Consider the following 11,602-nt stretch of genomic DNA (forward strand, 5'->3'; position numbering starts at 1 on the left):
ATTACATCTATTTTGTCCTAACTTTCGTGGTGCACCCAGAGGGAGTCGAACCCCCGACCTTCGGATTCGAAGTCCGCAACTCTATCCAGCTGAGCTATGGGTGCAGGTTACAGGATCACTTATCCAGGAGCGCTAGGCTATAGGATAAAACAAAAGACAACTAAATTAGTTGTCTTTTGTATGGAGCGGGTGATGGGAATCGAACCCACGTAGCCAGCTTGGAAGGCTGGAACTCTACCATTGAGTTACACCCGCAGGTTATGTTTTAAATAAAATGGAGCGGAAGACGGGATTCGAACCCGCAACTTTCACCTTGGCAAGGTGACACTCTACCGTTGAGTCACTTCCGCAAACTTGGTGCAGGTGAAGGGAGTCGAACCCCCACGCCGTAGGCGCTAGATCCTAAGTCTAGTGCGTCTGCCAATTCCGCCACACCTGCATAGTTTTTCTTTTGTTTGGTTTATCTTTTGTATAAATGGTGGCTCACCGGGGAATCGAACCCCGGACACCATGATTAAAAGTCATGTGCTCTACCGACTGAGCTAGTGAACCATTGGCTGGGATGGCAGGATTTGAACCTACGCATGACGGAGTCAAAGTCCGTTGCCTTACCGCTTGGCGACATCCCAATATGGGGTGAACGATGGGACTCGAACCCACGACAACCAGTGCCACAAACTGGCGCTCTACCAACTGAACTACGTTCACCATGTGGTGCTCCGTCAGGGACTCGAACCCTGGGCACCCTGATTAAGAGTCAGGTGCTCTACCAACTGAGCTAACGGAACCTATAAGTGGTGCGTCTTAAGGGATTCGAACCCCTGGCCCACGGCTTAGAAGGCCGTTGCTCTATCCAACTGAGCTAAAGACGCTTATGGAGCGGGTGATGGGAATCGAACCCACGTAGCCAGCTTGGAAGGCTGGAACTCTACCATTGAGTTACACCCGCTTATGTGGTCGGGGTGACAGGGATTGAACCTGCGACCTCATGCTCCCAAAGCACGCGCGCTCCCATCTGCGCCACACCCCGAACTTGTCTGAGAGCTTATTCATCTCTCGGCGACAATGATTATTCTACACGATATACTTTAATACGTCAATAGTTTTTTTATAATTTATTTAACTTCTTTAATAACTTCCAATATCAACTATAATGTGTAAATATATGGGTATATGTTTTTATTCTCCTCTATTTCCATAAACGCTATGCTTTTCTTACTCAATCTAGGCAATGCTGGGCTGCCTGGATTGATTATCCATATGCCCTCCACCTCTTCTATATGAGGCATATGAGTATGTCCATATAAGGCTATATGAGCCCCTAATTCCTCTGCTCTAAATTTTAGCATCAGCGGTCCCATTTTAACCCCATACCTATCCCCATGAGCTGCAAATATCTTCTTACCATTAAACTCCAACATACTTTCAGAAGGCGCTGAATTATAAGGATCACAATTTCCCCTTACATAATAGGTCTCACCTTTAAAATGCTTTTTAATATATTCAGCATCCTCCACATTATCCCCTAAATGAATAAGTACTTCTGCTTTTTCTGTACATTTCAAAATTTTATTTAATGATTCTTTATCGTGATGTGTATCGCTAACTATTGCTATTAACACTTTTTTCCTCCTGATTATAGCTATCTAATTATAGTGAATTTAATTCCTTCTTAAGTTTATTTAGAGCTTTTCCTCTATGGCTAATGGCGTTTTTATCCTCAGAGCTCATTTCAGCAAAAGTCTTTTTAAATTCAGGCACGTAAAATATAGGGTCATATCCAAAACCACCAACTCCTGTAGCATTGTCTATAATATATCCCTCTGCTTCTCCTTGTACTTTTATGATTTTATTTTCACCATCAATTAATACCATGGCACATATGAATCTAGCCTTTCTATCTTCATATGCCACTCCCTTAAGATTATCTAAAAGCTTTTGATTATTTTTCTCTGAATTACCGTGATCACCTGCATATCTTGCAGAATATACCCCTGGTTCACCCTTTAAAATGTCTACGGATAGTCCTGAATCGTCAGACATAACCATATAATCCCCCAGTTTATTTTCCACTATATAATCGTATATCTCTTTAGCTTTTTTATAAGCATTTTCCATAAAGGTATCCCCATCTTCTACTACATCTATATCTATACCTAGATCCTTTAATGAAAACACCTGTATATTATCCTCTTTTAATATCTCTCTTATTTCACCTATCTTGTGTGCGTTATTACTAGCTACTACTAACTTTTTCATATTATTCACTCTCTCCTGTTCCAATCCAAAGACAATCCATTTTTAATGCATCCTTCTGTGCTTGAACTAAGCTCTTAGCACCTTTTTCTCCTAATTGAAGCAATTCATTTAATTCACTTCTGGAAAATGGGTTTTCTTCCCCTGTTCCCTGAATTTCAACAAACTCTAAAGTATCCGTCATCACTATATTCATATCTACCTTTGCCTTAGAATCCTCTTCATAACACAAATCCAATAATTTAACTCCATCTACTATACCTACGCTTACAGCAGCTACAAAGTTTCTTATAGGATATACATTAAAAGGCTGACGCTTATGAATTTTATTTACCGCATCCACCAAAGCAACAAAAGCTCCTGTTATAGAGGCTGTCCTAGTACCCCCATCTGCTTGTATAACATCACAATCAATCCATATAGTCCTCTCGCCAATAACCTTAAGGTCAACCACAGACCTAAGGGCTCTACCTATAAGCCTCTGTATTTCCATAGTTCTTCCATCTATCTTTAACTTTGCTATATCTCTTGGCTTTCTGCTAGCTGTAGATCTAGGAAGCATATTATATTCTGCAGTAATCCACCCTTCTCCAGTGCCTTTTAAAAATGGCGGTACCTTTTCCTCTATACTAGCGTTACATATAACCTTTGTTTCACCCATTTCAATAAGCACAGAGCCCTCTGCGTATTTTGTATAATTCCTAGTTATCTTTACAGGTCTTAAAGCATCAACTTTTCTCCCGTCAAATCTCACAATCATTACCTCCATTACTAATTATTTATTATTAAACTTTAAATAATTCATCCCTTTCCGGTGGATTAACCAAAGTCTTTTTACCATTGTATATAAGATAGCCTTCGGTTTCTGTAATTTTCCCAATTATCTTAGCATTAATTCCTTTTATTTTTAATTCTTCAATAAGTTTTTCTCCATTTTCTGTTGTAATAAACATGCTACCTGAGGATATTAATTTTAAAGGATCTATGCTAAAATATGTGCATACTTTATTAGTTACCTCGCTTATGGGCAACAAATCCCCATATATTAAAAATCCTTTTGAAGATGCTGTAGCCACCTCCCAAGCGGCTCCTAATAATCCTCCTTCGGTGATATCGTGCATAGAATTCACTTGCAACTTTGCTGCTATAGTACCTTCTTCTAACACGCTAATTTCTTCTATATATTTTAGAGCCTCTTCCATCTCTTCTTTAGTAAGAATATGTTTTAACTCTTCCTTATGTTCATTAACTAATATAAAAGTTCCTTCTAAAGCTAGGCTTTTGGTAATTATTATATCATCTCCAACCTTAGCTCCAGAGGTGGATATATGTTTACCTTTTGAAGTTTTTCCTATGACGGTACAAGAAACCACCATTCTATTTACCGCAGAGGTAACCTCGGTATGGCCTCCTATAATCTCTAAATTAAGTTTTTCTGACTCTTCATGAATTTCCTTCATAATAGATTTAATTTCATTAATTTCAGTATCTTCAGGTGCTAATATAGTAACCATTATGCCTAAGGGTTCAGCCCCTGTAGAAGCCATATCATTGCAATTAATATTAACAGCTAGTCTTCCTATGTTTCCTTCAGCCCCTGTAATAGGATCTGTAGAAATAACGCAATTATCCTCTCCAAAGTCTATCACAGCACAATCTTCTCCAATGCCATTTCTCACTTTAACCTCTTCTCTAATGGCACCTTTGTGATTATCAATAATATATTTTAAGTCATCCCAATTCAGTTTCCCTGACTTCATAAAAAAATCTCCTTTATTTACTAAAAGTTGCACTAATTTATCTAATTTATTCATATTATTTATATAAGGATTATTTAATGAGGTGAAAATTTTGAAATATATAGGTCCCTTTTTAAGAATGAATTCTCTTACTTTAGAAAACTTAGAAAATCAGTTATTTTTTTTCGCAAAAGAATCACTAAAGCATATAGTATTAAAGTCCCGTTGTGGCATAACTCAAATGCCAAAAAATTTCAAAAAAATAATTCCTAACAATGATATTAACATAATAAAAGATTTTTCTCCACTTTTATGTATCTATAGAAAAGCTAATCCTAAACTAATAAAAGAGAAAGATTATGCCTACTGGGATAACAGTACCTTTAAGAAGGAAATTTTGCCTACTAGCTGTGCCTTTATGACCCTTTCAATCATGGAACTTATAGATTATTATCAGCAGTTTAAAGACAAGGATAATAGTTTGTACACTTTATCAATTTTGTACAAAAGTATGGCTAAGCATCAACTAGATTTTTATACTTCCTACCTTAGAAACCCAGAAGGTGTATTTATTACCAAAAAGAATGTTTCAGAAGATATATCTGATGATTTAAGATTTGAAGATAAAGAAAATAAATACAAATTTTCAGATCAAGCTTTCATGATGGCTGCCTTTTTAAGATATTCATATATTGATGGAACAAAGGACAGTGAAGCTTATAGAAGTTTTTCAAAGGATATATTAAGGATGCTAATTCATTATAGAGATGCTATATATGATCTTTCTTTTGAAGAGATTAATAGGATTTGCTTTGCATTAAACATCGCTTACTCCTACAGCAAAGATGAAGAAATAAAATATTTTATCATGGATATCACAGATTTATTAGTACATTATTACCATGAAAATTCTAATATTAAAGAAAAAATAGATCATTCAAGTTTGTTTATTATTAACTTAAATCTATCCTATAACATATGTGATATAGAATATCTTAAAGATATGAAAGATGATATTAAAAATTATATGTTTTCACTATATGATAAGGAAAAAGGAATATTGATGAAAAATACTACTAAGAAAGAAATTAAGTACTCCTCTGAGGATTTAATTATGTTTATGGTGAGTGCTCTTATGGAAGAAGAATACGAAGAGGAATTGGGAAGTCTATTAGTAGAAGTATATAAACATCAAATTGTTAATTCAAAGCTAATTACTAATTGGCCTGAAAGTCCATCTTTAGATAATCCAGAGCGATATTTAGGCTTTACCCTGGACTCCGAGGATCTTATGGATGAACAAAACTTTAGGTTATCTACCCTAGACTCTCCTGAAAGTAATGAATATGCTCCAATTTTTTTAAAGTCCTTAGAATACAATGTTAAAAAAGACATATTTACCCCCAGCAAAACTTCTTTTGATAGCTCTAAAAATATGAATTTATTATTCATCATAATATTTATACTTAAAAATTCTGTTTATAAAAATTATAATATTACTAAATAATATAAGGGCTGTTATAACAGCCCTTATCCTATGGGTACAATATCTTTATCATGAATTTCTATTTCCTCTATGCTCTTATTAGGAGTATTATCTCCTTTAAACATTTCTTTTAATATTATATTTCCTTCTCCGTCAAAGGTAATATTTTCCACATTTTCTCCTTTGCATAAAACATCAAAATCAAAGAATAAAGGCATAAATATTTTATTATCTTCTATATGTTTTTGTGCTTCCACTAAATAACTCTTTTTAATTATTTCATTTTTTTCTAAAGCATATTTGTTTATTAAGGTATCATACTTAATATCTAAGAATTTAAATATATTTTTATCGGATTTAGAATACCAGGTGTATATAAAATCTTCATTGCTTTTTGTAGTGATGCCGGTTATAAACACACTAAAATTATTCTCTTTTATAGAGTTATTGACTTGATCCTTTTCCACATAAGTAACATTGCATTTTATAGAAAGTATATCTTTTAATGCTTTGGACACAAAAGCAGCTATAGCTTTATTTTTTTCATTATTTTCAACCACAACATTTAAATACTTCGTATCTTTAAAACTAGAATTATTTAATAGGCTTTCAGCTCTTTCTGATTCTGATGTAAATCTTTCTTTGAGTTTATTATCATCCTTTATGCCATTGGAAGAAACTCTTATATTATCATCATTAGTATTTTTATTATAAAAAGTATCTCCATAGGAATATTGTGTCCATTGTAAGCTTTTGGTATCTTCTTTAATTATGGCAGCATAAAAAGCTGCTTCTAATGCTTTTCTAAAGTTCAAATCTAATTTGTTATCTTTATTATTAAAATATAAACCTATGGTAGTGCCATTAAAACTCTTATTTATATATCCGCTACTCTCTAGCTGCTGAAGCTGACTTAAGGGGGGATTTTTAAATATATGACATTTACTTAAATTAAAATCTGCCAAAGCACTTTCTGAACTGCTCTTTTTTTCCATAATAATATCATTCTTTGATGCATTTTCTAAACTTCTATACTTAGGATTTCTTTTAAGGTAAAGGGTATCTCCATTATAGTTTTCTACTTTAAATGCACCGCTATAAAGGATAGATTTATAATTTTCTTTTAAATTCCTTAAATTATTAAAATCCTTTCTTAAATAATATTCACTTTTGCATAAAGCTTTAATAAAATTGTTATCTTTATTATTTAATCTTATTACAAGCACATGTGGATCTGCTGCCTTTATTGCCACGTCATTAAAGGTACCTTCACCCTTTTTATAATTTGATGCTCCATATATAGATTTTAGCTCTGAAGCAAATTCCTTGGGAGAGCTAGGGCTTAATAGCTCCTTAAAAAGCTCCATAAAGTCTTCTGAAGTAATTTCACTGCCATCGCTCCAATATAAGCTTTCTCTAAGTTTAAATCTATACTCTATGCCATTATCTGTTATGTCATAGCTTTCACATAATGCTGGTACAACTTTTCCTGTTTTGTCCAGCTCAACTAAGCCTTCAAATAAACCGTTAAAAATATCCTTGTTATCATATATATCATTTTTGTTATATGAAAAATCTGAAGGAAGATTATATACTCCATATCTTATATTATTTTCTATTGGTGATGATCTTATATTTTCATTTTTATAAACACATGCAGTAAGTAAATTTAAAAAGAATAACATACTTAGCATAATGGAAATTTTCTTAGTCATATATTCTTTCTCCTTAAAGAGTAATGTATTAAGAATTATTTCCAATAATGCCATAAAGTAATCACTTATAATTTAATCAGGAAGATATCTGTAAAAATCTAGCTTTTTAAATTTAAACACTGAATTATAAGGTTGTTTCAGCCATTGCTGATGAATTAAAAAATCCACATTACTTATAAGCTTTACTCTGGTAGTTCTCCACAATAAATCCTGATGATTTAGTTTTTCTATGTTTCCTTCAAAAACTCCGTTAGTTATATAGTAAGCCTTGCTATAATCAGCATCTTTTACCACACTTTCAAACCTAATATAATCTTCTTTAAAAACCATGTAGGTTTTATGGAATCTTAAATATTTAGTTTGTTTCCTCCCTATTAATATTATTTCTAACACAAAGGGGGTCTTTATCATAAGATGATATTGAATGCCATATTCCCAACAGTTCTTTTCAATTATATTAAACACCGTATCAATGTTTATTTTATTAAATTTCATTATGGCTTTTTCCATGTGTTTTCTTTTAATCCTATAAATTAATCTGCTATAAAGATGCATATTACTCTCCTAGATATTACTCTAATATAGTATATGAAGGTTATAAAAAAATGTATAACTAGAGTTATTTATATTATTTATACACCCAAGTTATGGTATAATTAATATTATTCTTGTAATATATGTTTTTGGAGGTATAAATATTATGGTTTTGGTTTTAGAAATAATAGGTTTATTGTTTATGGTAACCCTTATGTTTGTAGGAATTTGGGGTTTTATATTAGCCAATCAAGCCTACAGTCAATTAAGATACCAAAATTATCTTTTAGAAAAGCTCACTCAAAATATTTATATGCTTACCTGTAGAAAAGAAAGTGCTCCTGCAGAAAATAAAGATGAGGAAACTTTAACCCCTAACTTGGAAGATGAGGAATTATAAGCATCAAGTGATTCTTAGTTTCAGATGGAATTACTTAAAAGAAATACCTACTTCAGCTGAAGCTTAGAAGAACTTATCCAGGAGCTTAGCACCCCTTATAAACCCACTTAAAGAAGTGAGGGTATTAGGGGTGATTAGCTATCGGATAAAAACAAAGCTGCTAGTATAACAGCTTTGTTTTTATACTTCATTAAGTTTTTTAAGTATTATATCTTTAACTAACTCTGGATTGGCTCTGCCTTTAGATTCTTTCATAACCATGCCTATAAGAAAGGTTATAACCTTTCTCTTTCCATAGTTATATTCTTCCACAGCTTTAGGATAAGAATTAAACACCTTCTGTACTATTTCACCTATGGCATCCTTATCGTTATTTTGACTAAGGTTTTCTTCTTCTATTATATCTTTAGCACTTTTTCCCGTTAAAAACATTTTTTCCATAAGCACCTTTGCAGTACTGCTAGATATAACTCCTTCTTTTAAAATCAATATGAGTTCTCCCAAATCATATCCTGTTATATTAAAGCTTTGGATTTCTTTTTGCCTCTCCTTTAATATCCTAAACACTTCACCTAATATCAAATTTGCAGCTTCTTTAGGTTCTCCACTTCTAAGGGCAGCCTTTTCAAAAAAGTTAGATATATTTATATCTTGAGATAAAATATCAGCCTCATAAGAGCTTAATTCATAGTCACTAATAAACCTTTTATACTTACTCCTAGGAAGCTCTGGGATACTTTGTGATATTTTATAAATATAGCTTTCCTCTATTTTATATGCTGTAAGGTCTCCTTCTGGAAAGTATCTATAATCTTCTCCTTCTTCTTTATCCCTCATAGCAATAGTTATTCCCTTATCATTATCCCATCTTCTAGTTTCTAGCTTTATATCCTTATCCATATTCATCAATTGTATTTGCCTGTCAATTTCATAGTTTAACGCCTTTTCTAAGGATTTAAAGGAATTTATATTTTTAAGTTCCACTCTATTTCCTTGTATATTAAGTCTTTTATTTTTAATAGATATGTTGCCGTCTACCCTTAAGGAACCCTCTTCCATCCTGCAGTCAGATACACCACAGGTTGTGAGTATTGCTTTTAATGTCTTAACAAATAACACTGCTTCCTCTGCGCTGCATAAATCTGGATATGTAACTATTTCAATAAGAGGCACTCCTGCTCTATTAAAATCCACTAAGGTCTTGTCTTGAATATGAATAAGTTTTCCTGCATCTTCTTCTACGTGTATTCTTTCTATATTAATGGTTTTAATATTTCCCTTATAGTCTTCAATATCAATATATCCTTTTTCACATATAGGATAATTCTTTTGAGTTATCTGATAATTTTTAGGGTTATCAGGATAAAAATAATTTTTTCTATCCATGGTAAAGAAGGGATTTATAGTACAATTTAATGCTAAACCGGATTTAATGGCGTGCTCTATTACCTTTTTATTAAGAGATGGCAGGGTTCCTGGAAGAGCCAGACATATAGGACAAGTATTCATATTAGGCTTTGCCCCAAAGTTTGTAGAACAGCTGCAAAATGCTTTGCTTTCAGTATTTAGTTCCACATGAACTTCCAGTCCTATAACTACTTTATAATCATCTTTCATAATTAGTCACTCCTTTACTTTCTTCTATAGCCTGTGCAAATTCAAGGAGGATTTCTTCCTGGGATGTAATTATTTGAACCCCTATAGGCATATCCTTTATGTAACCTATTGGGATAGAAATAGCAGGTAAGCCTGCCAGATTAGCTGGCACCGTAAGCTGATCCATACCGTAAAAGTCCGTAACCTTCTTAGGATCATGGATATTAAAAGCAATGTCTGTAGTACAAGGGGATATAAGAGCAGTATTGTACTGTAAAATTTCTTTAAAAGCACTTTTAATATGGTTCTTAACAGCTAAAGCTTTTTCATAATAACCCTCTTTACCTTCCTTAGATAGTACATAATTACCTATTATTATTCTCCTTTTCACCTCATCACCAAAGCCTTTACTTCTAGTGAGTTTATATATACTATCTATGTCCTTTACCTCACGAAGGCTCATACCGTACTTTACCCCATCAAACCTAGCTAAATTAGAGGAGGCCTCTGCGGAAGATATAACATAATATGCAGGCAGGGAGTATTTAATTTCAGGCAAGGATATTTCTTCAATATCCATTCCTTTTTTTGATAAAGCTTTCTTGTACTTAATAAAATTTTCTTTCATATCTATGCTGCAATACTCTAACATTTCTTTAATATAAATAAGTTTTTTATTATCTTTATTAAATTCTAAATAATTATTAGCCTTAGTACTTTTCCATGAGGTTTGATCTTTATCATCTTCTGCAGCAAGACACTGATAAAACAATTTAATATCACTTAAACTTCTCGCAAAGATTCCTATAGTATCTAAGGTTGATGAAAAGGCAGTTAAACCATACCTAGATATTTTCCCATACCCAGGTTTAAAGCCTATAACACCACAAAAGGAGGCAGGCTGTCTAACAGAGCCTCCGGTATCAGAACCTAGGCTTAAAGGCACCATATTGGCAGCTACTGCCACTGCAGAACCGCCTGAAGAGCCTCCAGGAGATTTAGCTATATCTAGAGGGTTTTTTATAGTCTTAAAAGCACTATTCATTCCTGAGGAACCCATGGCAAACTCATCCATATTGGTTTTACCTATTATAATGCCATCTTCTTCTTTAATCTTTTCTATAACAGTAGCATCGTAAGGTGCTATATAGTTTTCTAGTATATGAGAAGCACAGGTCATAGGCATGCCTTTAACAGAAATATTATCCTTTACAGCTATAGGTACCCCTGCCAGCCTTCCAAGTTTTTCACCATTTTTTCTCTTTTTATCTAATGCCTTTGCAGCTTGTATAGCTTCTTCTTTTGCTATATATAGAAAAGCACCATACTTATCCTCATTAATTATTTTATTTATATGTGCTATTACTATATCCTCTGCAGAAATTAATCCCTTTACAAAGCTTTTATTTAATTCTATAGCACTATATTTAAATATGTTCATGGTTTTTCTCCTGAGTTTTTAATATTCCTGGAACTTCTACAAAATCATTATCCCCTTCAGGAGCTAAGGCTATAGCTTCTGCTTCTAGATTTCTTAGCGCCTTATCCTCTCTTAAGCTTTCAAAACTCTTGATACTAGTAAAATGTTTTGTTTCTTCCATATTAAATTCCTTAAGCACCTCAAGGAATTTCTCTATATCTGATATTTCTTTTTCTAATTTAACTATTTCCTCATCCTTCATTTGTAATTTACTTAATTCCAATAATTTTGTTATTTCAATGTGAGTAATGCTCATCTATACTCTCCCCCTTTGTTATTTTTAAAAAGAGAGAGCAACGCTCTCTCTTAATGTACTGAAGAAAATATAAAAAATATACAACCCATAATGAAAAATAAGCATAAGGATACATAAATAGTCCTCTTTCTTCCTCTTTC

General features: G+C 33.0%; 11 protein-coding genes and 11 tRNA genes. 2 read left to right on the forward strand and 20 right to left on the reverse strand.

The window, feature by feature from the left end; translation table 11 throughout:
- Window positions 1-27: 27 nt before the first annotated feature.
- The 15 genes from BUA82_RS10150 to BUA82_RS10220 form a co-directional block, all read right to left on the reverse strand.
- Window positions 28-104, reverse strand: a tRNA-Arg gene (locus tag BUA82_RS10150).
- Window positions 105-181: 77 nt separating this feature from the next.
- Window positions 182-255, reverse strand: a tRNA-Gly gene (locus BUA82_RS10155).
- A 20-nt stretch (window positions 256-275) separates the two neighbouring features.
- A tRNA-Gly gene (locus BUA82_RS10160) sits at window positions 276-350 on the reverse strand.
- A gap of 5 nt (window positions 351-355) precedes the next feature.
- Window positions 356-439 (reverse strand) — tRNA-Leu (locus tag BUA82_RS10165).
- Between the two features lie 37 nt (window positions 440-476).
- Window positions 477-552: transfer RNA gene (locus tag BUA82_RS10170), tRNA-Lys, on the reverse strand.
- Between the two features lie 2 nt (window positions 553-554).
- Window positions 555-629: transfer RNA gene (locus tag BUA82_RS10175), tRNA-Gln, on the reverse strand.
- Between the two features lie 3 nt (window positions 630-632).
- A tRNA-His gene (locus BUA82_RS10180) sits at window positions 633-708 on the reverse strand.
- A 4-nt stretch (window positions 709-712) separates the two neighbouring features.
- Window positions 713-788: transfer RNA gene (locus BUA82_RS10185), tRNA-Lys, on the reverse strand.
- Window positions 789-795: 7 nt separating this feature from the next.
- Window positions 796-872, reverse strand: a tRNA-Arg gene (locus tag BUA82_RS10190).
- A 3-nt stretch (window positions 873-875) separates the two neighbouring features.
- A tRNA-Gly gene (locus tag BUA82_RS10195) sits at window positions 876-949 on the reverse strand.
- Window positions 950-954: 5 nt separating this feature from the next.
- Window positions 955-1,030, reverse strand: a tRNA-Pro gene (locus tag BUA82_RS10200).
- Window positions 1,031-1,148: 118 nt separating this feature from the next.
- A complete protein-coding gene (locus tag BUA82_RS10205) occupies window positions 1,149-1,622 on the reverse strand; it encodes a metallophosphoesterase (protein ID WP_073007387.1) in 474 nt (157 codons plus the stop codon).
- 28 nt (window positions 1,623-1,650) lie between these two features.
- Entirely contained in the window at window positions 1,651-2,259 is a 609-nt protein-coding gene (locus BUA82_RS10210) for an XTP/dITP diphosphatase (protein ID WP_073007391.1), read from the reverse strand.
- A gap of 1 nt (window position 2,260) precedes the next feature.
- On the reverse strand, window positions 2,261-3,010 hold the full coding sequence (gene rph / locus BUA82_RS10215; RefSeq protein WP_073007394.1) for a ribonuclease PH: 750 nt from the start codon (window positions 3,008-3,010) through the stop codon (window positions 2,261-2,263).
- Between the two features lie 31 nt (window positions 3,011-3,041).
- Entirely contained in the window at window positions 3,042-4,016 is a 975-nt protein-coding gene (locus tag BUA82_RS10220) for an AIR synthase family protein (protein ID WP_073007398.1), read from the reverse strand.
- A gap of 91 nt (window positions 4,017-4,107) precedes the next feature.
- Between BUA82_RS10220 and BUA82_RS10225 the strand changes: the two genes are divergently transcribed.
- A complete protein-coding gene (locus tag BUA82_RS10225) occupies window positions 4,108-5,502 on the forward strand; it encodes a hypothetical protein (protein WP_073007401.1) in 1,395 nt (464 codons plus the stop codon).
- Window positions 5,503-5,525: 23 nt separating this feature from the next.
- Here BUA82_RS10225 and BUA82_RS10230 read toward each other — a convergent pair whose 3' ends face one another.
- A complete protein-coding gene (locus BUA82_RS10230; protein WP_073007405.1) occupies window positions 5,526-7,196 on the reverse strand; it encodes an ABC transporter substrate-binding protein in 1,671 nt (556 codons plus the stop codon).
- A 72-nt stretch (window positions 7,197-7,268) separates the two neighbouring features.
- Window positions 7,269-7,751 (reverse strand): hypothetical protein, encoded by a 483-nt coding sequence (locus tag BUA82_RS10235; RefSeq protein WP_073007409.1) that lies wholly within the window; start codon window positions 7,749-7,751, stop codon window positions 7,269-7,271.
- Between the two features lie 145 nt (window positions 7,752-7,896).
- Here BUA82_RS10235 and BUA82_RS10240 point away from each other — a divergent pair, with 145 nt between their 5' ends.
- The gene (locus BUA82_RS10240; protein ID WP_083599889.1) at window positions 7,897-8,130 is read left to right on the forward strand and encodes a hypothetical protein; all 234 of its coding nucleotides are present in this window, start codon (window positions 7,897-7,899) and stop codon (window positions 8,128-8,130) included.
- A gap of 180 nt (window positions 8,131-8,310) precedes the next feature.
- Here BUA82_RS10240 and gatB read toward each other — a convergent pair whose 3' ends face one another.
- The 3 genes from gatB to BUA82_RS10255 are packed head-to-tail and all read right to left on the reverse strand — an operon-like array spanning window position 8,311 to window position 11,462.
- Window positions 8,311-9,747 carry an Asp-tRNA(Asn)/Glu-tRNA(Gln) amidotransferase subunit GatB gene (gene gatB / locus BUA82_RS10245; protein ID WP_073007416.1) on the reverse strand — a complete coding sequence of 479 codons (1,437 nt, stop codon included), beginning with the start codon at window positions 9,745-9,747 and terminating at the stop codon, window positions 8,311-8,313.
- Window positions 9,737-11,167 (reverse strand): Asp-tRNA(Asn)/Glu-tRNA(Gln) amidotransferase subunit GatA, encoded by a 1,431-nt coding sequence (gene gatA, locus BUA82_RS10250; RefSeq protein WP_073007419.1) that lies wholly within the window; start codon window positions 11,165-11,167, stop codon window positions 9,737-9,739. The genes gatB and gatA overlap by 11 nt, the downstream gene beginning before the upstream one ends.
- Window positions 11,154-11,462 carry an Asp-tRNA(Asn)/Glu-tRNA(Gln) amidotransferase subunit GatC gene (locus BUA82_RS10255; RefSeq protein WP_073007422.1) on the reverse strand — a complete coding sequence of 103 codons (309 nt, stop codon included), beginning with the start codon at window positions 11,460-11,462 and terminating at the stop codon, window positions 11,154-11,156. The genes gatA and BUA82_RS10255 overlap by 14 nt, the downstream gene beginning before the upstream one ends.
- Window positions 11,463-11,602: the final 140 nt, after the last annotated feature.

This window comes from Clostridium amylolyticum (assembly GCF_900142075.1).
In the GTDB taxonomy this organism is placed as follows: domain Bacteria; phylum Bacillota; class Clostridia; order Clostridiales; family Clostridiaceae; genus Clostridium_AA; species Clostridium_AA amylolyticum.